Origin of the sequence: Paraburkholderia sp. Ac-20342, from assembly GCF_017104985.1 — a bacterium.
Taxonomy (GTDB): Bacteria; Pseudomonadota; Gammaproteobacteria; order Burkholderiales; family Burkholderiaceae; genus Paraburkholderia.
The window spans coordinates 140851-157039 of sequence record NZ_JAAGPQ010000004.1; the positions used below are offsets into that span (position 1 = coordinate 140851).

General features: G+C 62.8%; 13 protein-coding genes. 7 read left to right on the forward strand and 6 right to left on the reverse strand.

Going from position 1 to position 16189, the window contains the following annotated elements; all coding sequences use genetic code 11:
* Positions 1-20 precede the first annotated feature (20 nt).
* From G3N58_RS03000 to G3N58_RS03010, 3 genes are all read left to right on the forward strand, one after another.
* Positions 21-2741: a glucosidase gene (locus G3N58_RS03000; RefSeq protein ID WP_205998434.1), complete on the forward strand. Its 2721-nt coding sequence runs from the start codon at positions 21-23 to the stop codon at positions 2739-2741.
* Between the two features lie 81 nt (positions 2742-2822).
* On the forward strand, positions 2823-4442 hold the full coding sequence (gene zwf / locus G3N58_RS03005; protein ID WP_205998435.1) for a glucose-6-phosphate dehydrogenase: 1620 nt from the start codon (positions 2823-2825) through the stop codon (positions 4440-4442).
* A 135-nt stretch (positions 4443-4577) separates the two neighbouring features.
* Entirely contained in the window at positions 4578-5393 is an 816-nt protein-coding gene (locus G3N58_RS03010; RefSeq protein ID WP_205998436.1) for an ROK family protein, read from the forward strand.
* Positions 5394-5449: 56 nt separating this feature from the next.
* Here G3N58_RS03010 and G3N58_RS03015 read toward each other — a convergent pair whose 3' ends face one another.
* The gene (locus G3N58_RS03015) at positions 5450-5905 is read right to left on the reverse strand and encodes a hypothetical protein (RefSeq protein ID WP_205998437.1); all 456 of its coding nucleotides are present in this window, start codon (positions 5903-5905) and stop codon (positions 5450-5452) included.
* 230 nt (positions 5906-6135) lie between these two features.
* On the opposite strand from G3N58_RS03015, the gene G3N58_RS03020 reads away from it, so the two are divergent.
* Positions 6136-6702, forward strand: coding sequence for a YbhB/YbcL family Raf kinase inhibitor-like protein (locus G3N58_RS03020; protein WP_205989038.1), 567 nt, complete (start codon positions 6136-6138; stop codon positions 6700-6702).
* 33 nt (positions 6703-6735) lie between these two features.
* Here the strand turns inward: G3N58_RS03020 and G3N58_RS03025 are convergent, their stop codons facing one another.
* Positions 6736-7731, reverse strand: coding sequence for an aldo/keto reductase (locus tag G3N58_RS03025; protein ID WP_167038776.1), 996 nt, complete (start codon positions 7729-7731; stop codon positions 6736-6738).
* 468 nt (positions 7732-8199) lie between these two features.
* Here G3N58_RS03025 and G3N58_RS03030 point away from each other — a divergent pair, with 468 nt between their 5' ends.
* A complete protein-coding gene (locus G3N58_RS03030; RefSeq protein ID WP_167038774.1) occupies positions 8200-10437 on the forward strand; it encodes a TonB-dependent siderophore receptor in 2238 nt (745 codons plus the stop codon).
* A 54-nt stretch (positions 10438-10491) separates the two neighbouring features.
* The gene (locus G3N58_RS03035) at positions 10492-11223 is read left to right on the forward strand and encodes a PepSY-associated TM helix domain-containing protein (RefSeq protein ID WP_205998438.1); all 732 of its coding nucleotides are present in this window, start codon (positions 10492-10494) and stop codon (positions 11221-11223) included.
* 106 nt (positions 11224-11329) lie between these two features.
* Here the strand turns inward: G3N58_RS03035 and G3N58_RS03040 are convergent, their stop codons facing one another.
* The 4 genes from G3N58_RS03040 to G3N58_RS03055 form a co-directional block, all read right to left on the reverse strand.
* Positions 11330-12577 carry an enolase C-terminal domain-like protein gene (locus tag G3N58_RS03040; protein ID WP_167038770.1) on the reverse strand — a complete coding sequence of 416 codons (1248 nt, stop codon included), beginning with the start codon at positions 12575-12577 and terminating at the stop codon, positions 11330-11332.
* Positions 12578-12601: 24 nt separating this feature from the next.
* Entirely contained in the window at positions 12602-13900 is a 1299-nt protein-coding gene (locus tag G3N58_RS03045) for an MFS transporter (RefSeq protein ID WP_167038768.1), read from the reverse strand.
* Positions 13901-13996: 96 nt separating this feature from the next.
* Positions 13997-14764, reverse strand: a complete 768-nt coding sequence (locus tag G3N58_RS03050) for an SDR family oxidoreductase (protein WP_205998439.1) — start codon at positions 14762-14764, stop codon at positions 13997-13999.
* 99 nt (positions 14765-14863) lie between these two features.
* Positions 14864-15583, reverse strand: coding sequence for a FadR/GntR family transcriptional regulator (locus tag G3N58_RS03055; protein WP_167038764.1), 720 nt, complete (start codon positions 15581-15583; stop codon positions 14864-14866).
* 275 nt (positions 15584-15858) lie between these two features.
* Between G3N58_RS03055 and G3N58_RS03060 the strand changes: the two genes are divergently transcribed.
* Positions 15859-16189 (forward strand): hypothetical protein (locus tag G3N58_RS03060; RefSeq protein ID WP_205998440.1); only part of this gene is annotated, 331 nt, incomplete at its 3' end.

The window sequence follows — 16189 nt, forward strand, 5'->3', positions numbered from 1 at the left end:
CCTGTTGCAAGGACTCCGTCATGCCACCGCTGCGCGCTGCCAATCTGCTTGCCACCGTCGAAGGTTCACGGCTGCATTCGGCCGAGTGCGGCCGCTGGCAGCGCTGGGGGCCGTATCTGAGCGAGCGCCAGTGGGGCACGGTGCGCGAGGACTACAGTGCCGACGGCACCGCGTGGGACTCCTTCCCGCACGACCATGCGCGCAGCCGCGCATACCGCTGGGGCGAGGACGGCCTTGCCGGTTTCGGCGACGACCGCCTGAGCTGGTGCGTGTCGCTCGCGCTCTGGAACCGCAAGGACCCGATCATCAAGGAGCGCCTGTTCGGCCTCACGAATGCGCAGGGCAATCACGGCGAGGACGTGAAGGAGCTGTACTTCTATCTCGACGGCACGCCCACGCATTCGTATATGCGCATGCTCTACAAGTACCCGCATGCGGCGTATCCGTACCAGGACCTCATCGAAGAAAACGCGCGGCGCGGCGGCGACATGCCGGAGTACGAAATTCTCGATACCGGCGTATTCGACGACGCGCGCTATTTCGACGTGCAGGTCGAATACGCGAAACATACGCCCGACGACATCGTGATGCGCGTGACGATCGAGAATCGCGCCGACGAAGCCGCCTCGCTCGACGTGCTGCCGCAAATCTGGGCGCGCAATTCGTGGTCGTGGAAGGAGAACAGCAACAAGCCGAAGCTCGTGATGGGCGCCGATCATGACGGCACGCTTCATCTCGTCGGCCATCATCCTTTGCACGAGCCGATTATCGTGACCGCGTGGTCGAAGGATGCGCCGCTTGCGTGGCTGTTCTGCGAAAACGACACCAACGTGAAGCGTCTTTTCAACGTCGACGGCGCGGGCCCGTTCAAGGACGGCTTCAACGATTACCTCGTGCACGGCGACGCAAATGCGATCCGTCACGATGCGGGCACCAAGGCCGGCGTGCATGCGGCGCTCGAACTCGGCCCGCATGCGCGCGCGGTCGTCTATCTGCGCTGGCGCACGCAAGCGGCCGGCGATGAAGCGCCGCTCGACGCCGATGCGGTATTCGCGCGCCGCCTCGCCGAGGCCGACGCATTCTATGGCGCGTTGCAACACGAGATCGCCGATGCCGATGCGCGCCTCGTACAGCGCCAGGCGCTCGCGGGCATGCTGTGGTCGAAGCAGTACTACCAGTACGACGTGCAGCGCTGGCTCGACGGCGATCCGTTGCAGCCGCGCCCGCCCGCCGAGCGCAAGCACGGCCGCAACGTGGACTGGCGGCATCTGTGCAATGCGGACATCGTGTCGATGCCCGACAAGTGGGAGTACCCGTGGTACGCGTCATGGGACCTCGCGTTTCACGCGGCCGCCTTCGCGCTGATCGATCCCGCGTTCGCGAAGAAGCAGTTGCTGCTGCTCGTGAAGGACCGCTATCAGCATCCGAACGGGCAACTGCCTGCCTACGAATGGGCGCTCGGCGACGCGAATCCGCCCGTGCATGCCTGGGCCGCGTGGCGCGTGTACGAGATCGATCGCGCGCTGACCGGCAAGGCCGATCGCGATTTCCTCGAACTCGTGTTTCACAAGCTGCTGCTGAATTTTTCGTGGTGGGTCAACCGCAAGGACGCCGACGGTCACAATATTTTCCAGGGCGGTTTTCTCGGGCTCGACAACGTCGGCATTTTCGATCGCTCGTCGCCGCTGCCGACCGGCGGTCATCTCGATCAGGCCGACGGCACCGCGTGGATGGCCGCGTATGCGCTCGACCTCATGCGCATCGCGCTCGAACTCGCGTACGCGAATCATGTGTTCGTCGATATCGGCGTGAAGTTCTTCGAGCACTTCCTGTATATCGCGGAAGCGGTGAGTTGCGACGACGACTGCGAGACGGGCCTGTGGGACGGCCAGGACGAGTTCTTCTACGACAAGCTGCGCCTGCCCGACGGCAGCAACATTCCGATGCGCGTGCGCTCGATCGTCGGGCTGATTCCGCTGTTCGCAGTGCACGTGCTCGAAGAGCGTCTGCACGGAGGCTTGCCGGGGCTGCGCGAGCGGCTCGTGTGGTTCCTCGAACATCGCCCCGATCTCGCGCGGCTCGTGTCGCGCTGGAACGAGCCCGGCAAGGGCAATGCGCTGTTGCTGTCGCTGCTGCGCGGCCATCGCATGAAGGCATTGTTGCGGCGCGCGCTCGACGAAAGCGAATTTCTTTCCGATCATGGCGTGCGCGCACTGTCGCGCTTTCATCGCGATCAGCCGTTCGTGTTTCAACACAACGGCAACAGCTTCTGCGTCAAATATCTGCCGGCCGAATCGGACACGCGCGTATTCGGCGGCAATTCGAACTGGCGCGGGCCGGTGTGGATGCCGGTCAACTATCTGCTGATCGAATCGCTATACGAATTCCACCGCTATTACGGCGACGATTTTCGCGTCGAGTACCCGACCGGCTCGGGGCAGAAGTTCTCGCTGGCCGAGATCGCCGACGAACTCGCGCGCCGCGCGACCACGCTGTTTCTGAAGAACCGGGACGGCGAGCGGCCCGTGATGGGCGCGTATCCGCTGTTGCAGGCGGACCCGCGCTCGCAGGATCTGGTGCTGTTCCACGAGTATTTTCATGGCGATAACGGCCGTGGCGTCGGTGCTTCGCATCAGACCGGCTGGAGCGGGCTCGTCGCGTTGTTGTTGCAGCCGCGCGCGATGGCCGCGTCGGGCAACGTGCCGCTCACTGGCGAGCCGGCGCTTGCGCCGGTCGCGTGAACGCGATTGAACTGTGCGGGTGCGCGTGTGGTCTTTCATATATCGCTATATCCAGTCCATTGGCTTGCACGAGTGAATCCCATGTCGACTCCATCGAATACTCCCGCTGCTTCTTCCGCTCAAAATGACGCGACACCCGCGCGCAGCTGCAAGGTCAGCGCGAGTCCGCACGATGCGTTGCCCTCGCCGGCCGGCAAGAATCCGGCGCCGCCCTGCACGCTCGTGATCTTCGGCGCGGGCGGCGATCTGACCAAGCGTTTGTTGATGCCCGCGCTCTACAACCTCGCGGTCGACGGCCTGCTCGACGGCGGCATGAAGATTGTCGGCGTCAATCATGGCGCGCGCGAAACGGCCGCATGGCGCGACGATCTGCACACGTCGCTACAGCAGTTCGCCGCCGATAAAGCCAGCACCTTCCACGCCGGCAAGCTCGACGACGACGCGTGGAACTGGGTCGCGCAACGCCTCGAATACATGGCGGGCGAGTTCGAATCCGACGACACGTTCGCGCAATTGAAGCAGAAACTCGCGCAATCGCCGGGTGGCAACGTGATCTTCTATCTCGCGGTTGGCGCGCGCTTTTTCAAACCGATCGTCGAGCATCTCGGCAAGGCCGGTTTGCTGAAGGAAGGCGAGAGCGCGAACGACGGCTTTCGCCGTCTCGTGATCGAAAAGCCGTTCGGCACCGATCTCGCCTCGGCGCGCGATCTGAACGCGCATATCCTGCAGTACGCGCAGGAATCGCAGGTGTATCGCATCGATCATTTTCTCGGCAAGGACACCGTGCAGAGCATTCTCGCGGTGCGCTTCGCGAATGCGCTATTCGAGCCGATCTGGCGGCGCGAGTACATCGAGAGTGTGCAGATTACCGCGGCGGAAACGATCGGCGTGGAAGGGCGCGGCAAGTTTTACGAGCAGACCGGCGCGTTTCGCGACATGGTGCCGAACCATCTGTTCCAGTTGCTCGGCATGGTCGCGATGGAGCCGCCCAATTCGTTCGATGCCGAAGCGGTGCGCGACAAAAAGGCCGACATCTTCGACGCGATCCAGCCGCTCACGCCCGACGACGTCGTGTTCGGCCAGTACGAAAAAGGGCCGGCCGGCATCGGCTATCGCGAGGAGCCGGACGTCGCGCCCGGCAGCACGACCGAAACCTATGCGGCGGCGCGTGTGTTTATCGAGAACTGGCGCTGGGCGGGCGTGCCGTTCTATCTGCGCACGGGCAAGCGGCTTGCCGTGCGCCGCACCGAAATCTCGGTGCAACTGAAGCCGGTGCCGTTCCGTCTGTTTCGCGATACACCGGTCGATGCGCTTACGCCGAACGTGCTGACCCTGCGCATCGATCCCGCACACGGCACGAGCTTCGACTTCAACGTGAAGACGCCGGGGCCGGTCATGCAGGTCGGCGCGGTGCAGTCGTCGTTCGATTACGCCGACTTCTTCGCGGAGCGCGCGAACGTCGGCTATGAAACGCTGCTCTACGACTGCATGCTCGGCGACGCCACGCTGTTCCAGCGCGCCGACAGCATCGAGACGAGCTGGTGCGCGGTCGACGACGTGCTGCATCCGAAGCGCGGCGGTGCGCTTGCCGTACACGGCTATGCGGCCGGCAGCGAAGGGCCGGCCGCGGCCGATGCGCTGCTCGCGCGCGACGGTCATGCATGGCGGCCGTTGCAGCGAAGCGCGGTGGAGAAGAAGTGAGCGCGGCATCCGCCAATTCTGCCAATGCAGATAGGCAATCGTATCAACCACATTCGGGGGGATATCGTGGCGACACGCAAGAAGAGCGCGGTAAAGAAGAGTGCAGTGAAGCAGAGCGCGGCAAAACGGAGCGCAATGAAACAGGCCACACCGAAACGGAGTGTCTCGAAGGGCGGCGGCGAAAACATTCTCGCGATCGACGTCGGCGGTACGGGACTGAAGGCTGCGATCATCGATGCCGATGGCCGGATGAAAACGGAGCGCGTGCGCGTGGCCACGCCGCATCCGTGCACGCCCGATCAACTGGTGGACGCGCTCGCGCAACTCGTCGCGCCACTCGTCGAACAGGCGCCGCCCACGCTGATGTCGATCGGCTTTCCGGGCGTGGTGCGCAATAACCGCATCCTGACCGCGCCGCATTTCGGCGTCGAGGGCTGGCACGACATTCCGCTCGCGGATGCGCTCGCGCGGCGCCTCGGCGGCTTGCCCGTGCGCATGATTAACGACGCCGAAATGCAGGGCTTCGCCGCGATCCAAGGGCATGGCCTCGAATTCGTGCTGACGCTCGGTACGGGCGCGGGCACTGCGATGTTTCGCGATGGCGAGCTGATGCCGCATCTCGAACTCGCGCATCATCCGGTCAGCAAGAAGGGGGTGGCCTACGACGAATACATCGGCGAGGCGGCGCGCGCGACGGTCGGCAACAAGCGCTGGAATCGGCGCGTCGAGAAAGTAATCGGCATTCTCAATGCGCTCGTGAATTACGACAAGCTGTGGATCGGCGGCGGCAATGCGGCGCGTCTCAAGTTCGAATTGCCGGCGAACGTGGCGACCGTCTCGAACGACGCGGGGATCGAGGGCGGCGCGCGTTTGTGGCATCCGCTGTCGGTGCGCGAGACGCGGCAGTTGCCGGAAGCGAATCAGCGTACTGGCCCGTTCAAGTGGCGGTAAGTGGTGGACTGCGCGAGGCGGGTGCCTCGCGTTGCGTTGTCGCGCGGGCTGGCTAGCTAGCGTTTGAACTCGCTCGCGGTCTTGCGCAGGCTGAACGTTTTGCCGTCGAATGCGTAGTGGTAGGTGCCGTGTTCCGCGCTTTCGTTGCGACTGCCGCGCACGATCAGCAGGCAACTGTCGGCGCGATAGGCGAGCGGCTCGGTCACGTCGATCGGCCAGTCGGAAACGGTGAACGGCAACGAGGTGACGCGGCCTGTTTTTACGTCGATGGCCGCGGCCATCACGCATCCAGCGCCGCATCCCCATGTCGCGAGAATGTAGTGGCCCGCGAAATTCACCGACCCCCGCGCGGCGTTGCGGATGACGCTGCTGTAGCGCTTGGCCTGGGCGTCGGTGAAGGTCAGGCGTGGCACGGGGCCGTGTTTTGCCGCGACGGCGACGGGGCAATCCGCGAAACCGGGAAGCGACCCGGCGCGGGCCGCACCGGGCAGCGTACCGATCATGCCAATCATGAAGACCGCAAGGAGCGAGGACGTTACCCGCATTGTTCAGTACCCATTGTTCAATACCTATAGGGCTGCGGCCGGAATGCCCGGCGACAGAGTGAGTGGAGTGTGAGATTGGCGCACTATGCCAGCGGTTCTGTCTCGAAACAACGTTCTCGCGGGAGAGGCCGCCTAAGCCGCCGCGCGTGCGCGTTCCTGCCGAAGCCCTCAACGATTTTCCAGCCAGAGAGACTTAAATGATCCGAAGCAATCTCAACATCGTCCGGCGCCTCTCCTCAGTCGGCGTTTGCGCGCTGCTTGCCTGGGCGAGCGCACATGCCTACGCGGTGCAGGCGTTCGCTCTGTCGTCGCCTGGACTCGCCGATGGCGGCACGCTCGATGCGCGCCATGCCGCGAGCGCGAACAATTGCGGTGGCGGCAACGTGTCGCCGGCGCTGCAATGGCAGAACGCGCCGGTCGGCACGAAGAGTTTCGCCGTCACGATTTTCGATCCCGACGGCGCGAAGGGCCTCAGCATCGTGCATTGGATCGTGTACGGCATCGCGCCGACCACGATGGGGCTCGCTGCGGGCGAGGCAGCGCCGCCGGGCAGCGTCGCGGGTACCAATCGCACCGGTGGTCCCGGCTATTACGGGCCGTGTCCGCCGGTCGGCGAGGTGCCGCATCACTACATCGCGCAGGTCTATGCGCTCGATCTGCCGCCCAGCGCGCTGCCGGCCGGCTTGACGCGGGACGCGTTCCTCGCGGCGATCAAGGATCATGTGATCGCCGCGACGAGTACCGTGCTGCGCTATGGACGCTGAAGTATTGAAGTACTTCAGCGCTGAAGCGCTGAACTAGCGCGCCGCATCCCCCCAGCGATACTGCACGCTCGCCTCATCGAGTTGTGCCTTGATTTCGCTATCGAGCACGAAGTCGACGGTCGCGAGCGTGTCGGTCAGCTGCTCGGCGCGGCTCGCTCCGATGATCGCCGACGTGACCAGCGGATTGGCGAGTACCCATGCGAGCGAAATCTTCGTGAGCGACTCGCCGGTCGGCGCGACGATCGACTTGAGCCGCTCGATCGTCTCGAACTCGCGTTCGTGCCAGTAGCGCTCCTGATACATCGCGCCGGCCTTGCCGACGCTCCCGGTGAAGCGTCCTTCGGTGGGTGCCGTGTCGTGACGGTGCTTGCCGGTCAGCAGGCCGCCCGCGAGCGGGTTATACGGCATCACGGCCAGTTGCTCCTCGGCGGCGAGCGGCAGCAGTTCGCGCTCGATCTGCCGGAACAGCAGGTTGTAGCGCGGCTGGACCGACACGAAACGCGCGGCGCGCAGCACGTCCGCGCGTCCCAAGGCGCGCGCGAGCCGGTAGGCGAGGAAGTTCGAGACGCCGATATAGCGCGCCTTCCCCGAACGCACGATCACGTCGAGTGCTTCGAGCGTTTCGTCGAGCGGCGTTTTCGCGTCGTCGGAATGGAGCTGGTAGAGGTCGACGTAGTCGGTGCCGAGGCGGTGCAGCGATGCGTCGATCGCATCGAGCAGGTGCTTGCGCGAGGCGCCCTGATCCCATGCCGAGGGGCCCATCTTGCCGACCGCCTTGGTCGCGACGATGAAGCGCTCGCGCTTGCCCTTCAGCCAGCGCCCGACGATTTCCTCGGTGCGCCCGGCCACGTTCTCGCTGCTGCCGAGCGGATAGACGTCGGCGGTGTCGATGAAATTCACGCCGGCATCGGCGGCCGTGTCGAGGATGCGGTGCGAGGCGGCTTCTTCGGTTTGCAGGCCGAAGGTCATGGTGCCGAGGCACAGGCGCGAAACGGTCAGGCCGGTGCGGCCGAATTGGCGGTATTGCATAGATCGACTCCAGAGAGGGGAACGGAAACCTGCATAAGCGTAACCGGACAGCGGTGTTGTAAAAAGGATAAACGGACTTGCGATCCCGTGCGTTCAACCGTCACTCGCGTTTGTTATTTATTTGAAAGTAAATTTGTAATGTTTGGATGAATCAAGGCCTTGCTGTTGTGAGGAGAGGCATGAATTAGACTTTACTAAACGTAATAAAACTGAGCGAGATCAGCCTTAAAAATTACAAAATACTTTCGTTAGTAAAGCGCGGAAATAAATTCCTTACGCGAAGTAATACAGGTCGAGATTGCTGGCGCATCATGCATATGGAATGATAGTGATTCTCATTTAAACCAAGCCAGCCATCCCGTCATCTCCGGTCGAAAAATGGAGAGCGGCAGCCAGCCAATTGCGGCTTTGTCATGAATTGCATGCCGGACATGCGAATTCGACAAGCGCATTCCTGACGGGATATCCATGCTCAACCACACGCCGCTCGCGACAGCGCTTGCGCTAGCTTTTACCGTTCCTTTCGCGACCCCGGTGATCGCGCAGACCGCTCCGCAAAGCGCACTGCAACCGGCTGCCGCGAGCGCGCCGGCAACAGCGCCGCATAGCGCGACGACGCTCGCCCAGAACAACGCGACCAACGCGCCGACCGCCGACGGACAGACGCTGCCGACCATCGGGGTGCAGGGGCAAGCCGTTCAGCAGGACTTCCAGGCCGAGCGCTCGAGCGTCGGCGCGAAAACGCCGACCGCGTTGCGCGACATTCCGCAGACCGTCACCGTGATCAATCGCGACCTGCTCGCCTCGCAAGGCGCGACGTCGTTTACGGACGCGCTGCGCAACGCGCCGGGGGTGACGATCGGCGCGGCCGAAGGCGGGCAGATCGGCAACAACATCAACCTGCGCGGCTTCACCGCGCAAAACGACATCTATCTCGACGGCTTCCGCGATCGCAACCAGTACTACCGCGACACGTTCGATCTCGAATCGCTCGAAGTGCTGTACGGCCCGTCGTCGATGCTGTTCGGCCGCGGCTCGACCGGCGGCGTCATCAACCAGGTCAGCAAGAAGGCGAACCTGACGGATTCGGCGGAAGTCTCCGGCATGATCGGCACCGACGACCGCTATCGCTCGACCGTCGACGTGAACCACAAGCTCACCGACACCTCGGCGATCCGCCTGAACGCATTCGGCCAGAGCCTCGGCTCGACGCGCGACGTCATGAAAAGCAAGGACTTCGGCATCGCGCCGGAAGTGCGCTTCGGCATCGGCACGCCGACCGAGATCACGCTGTCCGCGCTGATCCAGCACAACGACGACATGCCCGACTACGGCATCCAGGCGCTGAACGGCCGGCCCTCGCCGGTGCCGAAGAACACGTTCTACGGTTTGACCAGCGACCGCACGATCCAGGACGTGCAGATCTTCACGGCGGCGATCAAGCACAAGTTCTCCGACGACCTCACGCTGACCAACCAGACGCAGCTCTCGCACTCGATGACCGACGCGCGCGAAACCGCGCCGCAAGCGGTGCTGCCCGGTTCGCCGTCGGCCACCGCGCTGACCAACGGCAACTTCACGACGCTGTCTCCCTCGCAGTTGTTCATCAAGCTGCAGAGTCATGACCGCGTGATCGAGAATCACGCGATCTACAACGACACGATGCTCGAATACAAATTCAATACCGGGCCGATCAAACACGACGTGATCGCCGGTGTCGAAGTGGGCCACGACAGCTATACGAACCAGGCCTATACGCGCAACAACCTGCCGATCGTGCCGATGCTCAATCCGCCGATCATGGGCACGCCGTCGAACGTGACGACCACGGTCGGCAACTATGCCGATTCGAGTGCGAACGAAATTGCCGCCTACCTGAACGATACGATCACGCTGACGCCGCAATGGAAGGTGATCGGCGGTCTGCGCTGGGATCGCTTTTCGGCCGAGATTCATAACACGATCAGTGCGCCGGCTTACGCGAGTCAGACCAACGACTTCACGAGCGTGCGCGCCGGCGTGATCTATCAGCCGACCGACTGGCAGTCGTACTACGTATCGTACGGCACGTCGTTCAACCCGTCGCTCGAAACGCTGACGGTGACGAACCTCACGCAGAACCTCGCGCCGGAATCGACGAAGTCGTATGAAGTGGGCGGCAAGTGGGACCTGTTCGGCGGCAACATTTCGCTGACCTCGGCGCTGTTCCGCGAAGAGATGGACAACGCGCGCACCCAGGTCTCGCCGACCGAATACTCGCTGGCCGGCGACATTCGCGTGGACGGTTTTCAGGCGGGCGTGACCGGGCACATCACCGACAAGTGGCAGATTTTCGGCGGCTACACCTATATGGACGCGATCATCCTGAAGGCCGCCGACGGCACTCAGGGTCACACGCCGGCCAATACGCCGCGCAACACGCTGACGCTCTGGACGACTTATGCGATCACGCCGCACTGGGAAATCGGCGGCGGTCCGATCTATATGTCGCCGCGTTATGCGTCGAACACGAACTACGTGAAGGTGCCGGGCTATACGCGCTGGGACGCAACCGCTGCCTATCACGCTAAGAAATTCGACGTGCGCCTGAACCTGCTGAACCTGACCAACAAGTACTACTTCGATGCGCTGATTCCGTCCGATGGCGGACGTTCGGTGCCGGGAATCGGCCGCACGCTGCTCGCGACGTTCGATTACCGCTTCTGACGCGGCAAGCGCATCGCTGAGCCATCACAATCTGTTGCGTACCTGGAGTGAAACGTGAGCGTATCGGACACAATCGACCTTCAACCGCTCGCCGTCGGCGAACACGAGACGCACGAAGCGCACGAACCACGGCGGCTCGATGGCGATGAACTGAAGCTGCGCCGGCAGCGCTCGCGTCGCGCGACGTTCATCAAATGGCTGCGCAAGGTGCATGGCTGGATCGGCTTGTGGGGCGCCGCGCTCGGTCTGCTGTTCGGCACGACCGGGTTCTTTCTGAACCATCGCGGCGGGCCCCTCAGGGTATCGACCGGCGAGCCGCAGGTGTCCGTCGTGCAGGTGCCGTTGCCGCAACCGGCGCCCGAGTCGCCGCGCGAACTCGCGAAGTGGCTCAGGCATGAGTTGAAAATCGCGGGCAATCCGGGCCGCGTGCAGAAGGAGTCAGGGCATCCGGTTGCGTGGGGCGATCGTAACGTGATGCAGCCCGAGCACTGGCAACTGAATTTCGCGTCGCCGAAGGAGAATACCTCGGCCGAGTACTGGGTCGGCAATAACTATGTGACGGTCAAGCGCAGCGCCAACACCTTCCTCGCGATGTTGACGAACCTGCACAAGGGCGTCGGCCTGAGCGTTGGCTGGGTGTTGTTGATCGATACGCTCGCGGGCAGCATCATTCTGCTGTCGCTGACCGGCGTGTTGCTGTGGACCGAGTTGAACAGGCGCAAGACCGTCGGCGCGGTGCTCGTGCTTGGATCGATTGCGGCTGCCGTGTGCATGGGCATGATGTAAATGCGCGCATGGCCTGGCTATGCAGCGCAGGCTATGTTCGATGTTTCCGAAGCGCGTCGAGCCCGTTTATCCGGGCTCGTCGCACGCGCTTACCTACGTTGTTGCATCATGGCGTTTGCAGGGCCCCGTCGCGCAAGCGCGTTTGAGTCCACGTCGTGACCGTGTTTTCGCACGGATATTGGGCAGCTTGTGCTTCGTCGATGTCCACGCCGAGTCCCGGCTTGTCGTTGGCGTACACGTGACCGTTCCTGAATTCGGGCAAGCCCGGGAATACGTCGAGCAATGCGGCCTTCGGTCCCTTCAGTTCCTGAATCACGAAATTCGGCGGCTCGGTTCCCGACCACTCCTGAACGCCAAAATTGCGCGACGCCAGATCGATATGGATGTTCGCCGCATGCGCGAGCGGCGACATATCACCGGGACCATGCCATGCCGTTCTCACGCCGAACTGCTCGGCGAAGATCTGCAATTTGCGGCCCGCGGTGATGCCGCCGATCTGGCTCAGATGGACTCGAATGAAGTCGATCAAGCGTTCCGTAATCAGGAAGCGCCATTCATAAGGATTATTGAAGAGTTCGCCTTGTGCCAATGGCGTCGTGGTCTTTTCCCGTAACTGGCGCATCCATTCGCCTTCTTCCAGCGCGATAGCGTCTTCGAGGAAGAACAGTTCGTATTGTTCGAGTTCGCGCGCGAACCGGATGGCCTCGACCGGCTTCAGCCTTTCGTGCACGTCGTGACACAGTTCGACGTCGAAGCCGACCCGGCTGCGGATGCCGTCGAACAGCTTGAGCGTTTCGCGCTGGTACTTCCGGCTATCCAGATACACGCCATCGAGGGCGCCGGCCGGTGCGGTCGATGGCGCCTTGCCATACACGCCGCCGCCATAGCCGCCGCTCTGGCAGCGAATATGCGTGATGCCCTGCTCGCGGTACTTCTGGATGTTCTCGCAAAGCTCGCTGAGATCGCGGCCGTCGGCGTGACGGTAGATGGGCACGCCCTCGCGGCATTTGCCGCCGAAAAGCTGGTACAGCGGCAGGTTCGCCATCTTGCCCTTGATATCCCACAGCGCCATGTCCACGCCGGAAATCGCGTTGTTTTCGATCGGGCCATTGCGCCAGTACGCGTTCTGGTGCATCAGTTGCCATGTTTCCTCGATCGCTTCGGCGTCGCGGCCGATCAGCAACGGCCGCAAATACTCCTCGATCAGACACTTGACGGCAAGGTGACGGTACGCGAACGTCGCGCATCCAAGGCCATATAGGCCCGGCTGATTCGTCTCGACCTTCACGACGATCAGGTTGATGCCTTCGGGCGCGGTCAGGATGACCTTGACATCGGTAATAAGCGTAGCCATTTCAGTTTCTCGGTGGCGGCGGAGTTAGTGGGTTTCCGTGGCGGCCGGCAGTGCCCCGTCGCGCTGTGCGCGTTGCGCCGGAGCGCCGGGAAGCAGCATCGTCAGGATCACGGACAACAGCAGCGTGACCGCCATGAAGACATAGGAAGCGGCGGGGCTGCCGGTCGCGCCGTTCAGGTAGCCGACCAGCCACGCGCCGAGGAATGCGCCGAGTGCGCCGCTCGCATTGATGAAGCCGATCGCGCCGCCGAGCACGTTGCCGGGAATCAGTTCCGGCACGAGCGCGAAGAACGGTCCATATGGTGCGTACATCGTGGCGCCTGCCACGACGAGCAGCCAGAACGAAATCCAGAAATGCGCGCTGCCGATCAGGAACGATGCGACCAGCGCGAGCGTGCCCGTCAACAGCAGCGGCCAGACGAACAGTTTGCGATTGCGGGTCTTGTCGGAGAGCCAGGACGCAATCAGCATCAGCGCGATGGCGCCGACATAGGGCACGGCCGCGAGCCAGCCGACCGAGACGATGTCGATTTGCGCTGCCATCTTGAGGATCGACGGCAGCCACATGATGAAGCCGTACACGCCGACGCTCCACAGCGCATGAATCGAGCAGAACTTCAGAACCGTCGGCGAACGGAAGGCTGCCTTGTAGTCGCGCACCGGCGCGATATGGGCCTGCTCGGCGACGAGGCGCCTTTCGAGTTCGGCCTTTTCGGCGTCGCTCATCCAGGGCGCGTCGGCGGGACGGTCCCGGACCGTGAACCACCACACGATGGCCCAGACCAGCGCGGGCATGCCTTCGAGCACGAACATCTCGCGCCATCCGAAGCTATGCACGAGGTAGCCCGATACCACCGACATCCACAGCACCGTTACCGGGTTGCCGAGGATCAGATAGGTGTTCGCGCGCGAGCGTTCGCTGCGCGTAAACCACCGGCTGATGTAGAGCAGCATCGACGGCATCACGGCGGCCTCGACCACGCCGAGGACGAAGCGCAGCGCCATCAGCATCGGAATGTTGCTCACCACGCCGGTTGCGGCCGCGCAGATTCCCCACAGGATCAGGCTGAAGAAAATCAGCTTCCTGACGCTGTGGCGCTGCGCATAGATTGCGCCGGGCACCTGAAACAGGCAGTAGCCGAGGAAGAACAGCGAGCCGATCAGCGACGACATGCCGTGCGAAATGCCGAGGTCCTTGTCGATGCCGGCCGCCGAGGCGAAACCGTAATTGGCACGGTCGAGATAGGCGAGACTGTAAGTAATGAAGATGATGGGCATGAGATACCACCACCTTTGTGTTGCGACGGGTTTGACGTCTTCCATGATGTCTCCTGGATTAATGCGGCATACTAATTAAATAGTCGACTCACCCGTTTTGGGTGAGTCGTGTCCTGATGAGGTTTCCGAAGGTGTTCCGCTTCAGAGTACGGCGAGCCAGCCGCCGTCGACGAAGATGATTTGCCCGTTCACGTAGCTCGATGCCGGCGACGACAGATAGACCGCAGTGCCCACGAGTTCTTCCGGCTTGCCCCAGCGTTGGGACGGGTTGCTGCTCTTCACCCACGCATCGAAACTCGCATTTTCGATCAGCGGCTTGTTCATGTCGGTCAGGATGTAGCCCGGCCCGATCGCGTTCGCCTGAATGTTCGACGACGCCCACTCGGCGCTCATGGCGCGCGTCAGCATCTTGATGCCGCCTTTGGCCGCCGTATAGGCGCCGACGGTTGCGCGCGCCGCTTCGCTCGTCAGCGAGCCGATATTGACGATCTTGCCGCCGGTGCCGCGCGCGATCATGCGCTTCGCGGCATGCTTCGCGACGATGAACGCGCTCGTCAGATTGGTGTCGATCACGCGTTGCCAATCGGTGAGTTCGAGTTCGACGAGCGGCTTGCGAAACTGAATGCCCGCGTTGTTGATGAGGATGTCGATCTGCACGCCTGCCGCGTCCCACGCCTCGAAGGCCGCCACGACCGCTGCTTCGTCGGTCACGTCGAAGGCGCGCCCCTGCACGTCCAATCCTTTCGCGGCGAGACGCTCGACCGCGTCCGCCACCGTGTCCGCGCGCGTGCCGTTCAGTACGACGCGCGCGCCGGCCGTCGCGAGACCTTCCGCGAGCGCGAAGCCGATACCGCGGGCCGAGCCGGTCACGAGCGCGGTGCGCCCGGTCAAGTCAAAAAGCTGGGTCATCTCATCTTCCTTTTCAATGTGTCGAAACCGGGCGTACGGGCGCCCCTCGCGGCCCGTTATGCGGGCGCGATGCATGCGTCGTCGTAGAGGCGAATCGGCTCAGGCCGGCTTGCCGTTCACCGTCGATGCGAGTTTGGCCCGATCCTCGAAATCCTGTTCCGCGCGCCGGATCAGCGTGAGCACCGCCTGTTCGGCGGCAACGCCGTCGCCTTGCTCGATCGCGACGCACAGGGCCTCGTGCATCGGCAGCGAACGCGCGGGGCCGCCGGCGATTTCGGAACTCAGTTCGAAGCTCGTGCGCAAAATCGCCGATAGCGCGTTCTGCATCTGCTCGACGAACTGGTTGTGGCAAGCGGTGAGAATCGCGCCATGAAATGCGAGGTCGGCCGGCACATATTCGCCGTGACCGGCAACCGCCCGCTCCATCGCGTTATAGGCGCGGCGGATGGCCTTTTTGTCTTCCGCCGTGGCGCGCAAGGCGGCGAGCCTGGCCGCATTGGGCTCGATGATCAGACGCAATTCCATCAGGTCCTGGATCAGGCTCGCATCGGCGCTGCTCGCGCGAGCCCGCCAGGTCATCACGTCCGGATCGAACAACTGCCACTGCGACCGAGGCAGGACGACCGTGCCGTAGCGGCGCCGGACCTGAAGCATGCCCTTTGCCGACAGCGACTTCATGGTCTCGCGGATCGTGATCCGGCTCACCTGCAGTTGTTCGGCCAGCTCGGGTTCGGACGGAAGAACGTCGCCCGGAGCGAATTTGCCGGAGCAGATTTGCTCGCCCATCTGATTGAGAACCTGTCGATGCAGGGTCGCCATGCTACCTTCTCTATGTCATACGTATGATGTAGAAAGATAAGCGTGGTGCATTTTCCTCGCAATCAGGGTTGACCCTGGCGAGAGGTGGGGGCGTGGCTCGTCAGGTTGATTGCTTACTTGAGGTAAAAATTAGTCCAATTCCTATAGACCGTGGGGTGGGGGCTTTCGATACTGTGGGTTCGCCCGTCGCGCCAAGGGCGTCAGCACGAAATCCGATTGACAGGAGAAAGCCAGGAATGCCCGCTAGACGCACACACAAGGTTGGCAACCATATCGTGGAGATCAATCAGCCAGGCCTCACCAGCGCCGGCAGAATCCCGACCTACGCACTCTGCTCGGCCGAGCGCTGGGGGATGCGCTTTTCTGATCTGGATCCGGAGCGCAAGGGGAAGCTTATGTTTCCGGTTGCCAGGGATTACGCGTTTGCGGTGGAGTTACTGTTCGAGAAGATCCAGTGGGGGAATACTTTCTTTGGGAAAGGGGGGCCGGAGAAGGTGCTCAGGTGGCCGGTTGACCGATCGGGACAAGACTTTCTGATTGAAGCGATAAAGCCGCTCATTACGAAGGCGATGACCGATCGACCGGAGGCTGGGGGTATGCCAGGGA

Bases quoted from the DNA above. Each gene is read 5' to 3' on its own strand.
- G3N58_RS03000 (WP_205998434.1), top strand. From the start codon at position 21: ATGCCACCGCTGCGCGCTGCCAATCTGCTTGCCACCGTCGAAGGTTCA.
- zwf (WP_205998435.1), top strand. From the start codon at position 2,823: ATGTCGACTCCATCGAATACTCCCGCTGCTTCTTCCGCTCAAAATGAC.
- G3N58_RS03010 (WP_205998436.1), top strand. From the start codon at position 4,578: ATGAAACAGGCCACACCGAAACGGAGTGTCTCGAAGGGCGGCGGCGAA.
- G3N58_RS03015 (WP_205998437.1), bottom strand. From the start codon at position 5,905: ATGATTGGCATGATCGGTACGCTGCCCGGTGCGGCCCGCGCCGGGTCG.
- G3N58_RS03020 (WP_205989038.1), top strand. From the start codon at position 6,136: ATGATCCGAAGCAATCTCAACATCGTCCGGCGCCTCTCCTCAGTCGGC.
- G3N58_RS03025 (WP_167038776.1), bottom strand. From the start codon at position 7,731: ATGCAATACCGCCAATTCGGCCGCACCGGCCTGACCGTTTCGCGCCTG.
- G3N58_RS03030 (WP_167038774.1), top strand. From the start codon at position 8,200: ATGCTCAACCACACGCCGCTCGCGACAGCGCTTGCGCTAGCTTTTACC.
- G3N58_RS03040 (WP_167038770.1), bottom strand. From the start codon at position 12,577: ATGGCTACGCTTATTACCGATGTCAAGGTCATCCTGACCGCGCCCGAA.
- G3N58_RS03045 (WP_167038768.1), bottom strand. From the start codon at position 13,900: ATGGAAGACGTCAAACCCGTCGCAACACAAAGGTGGTGGTATCTCATG.
- G3N58_RS03050 (WP_205998439.1), bottom strand. From the start codon at position 14,764: ATGACCCAGCTTTTTGACTTGACCGGGCGCACCGCGCTCGTGACCGGC.
- G3N58_RS03055 (WP_167038764.1), bottom strand. From the start codon at position 15,583: ATGGCGACCCTGCATCGACAGGTTCTCAATCAGATGGGCGAGCAAATC.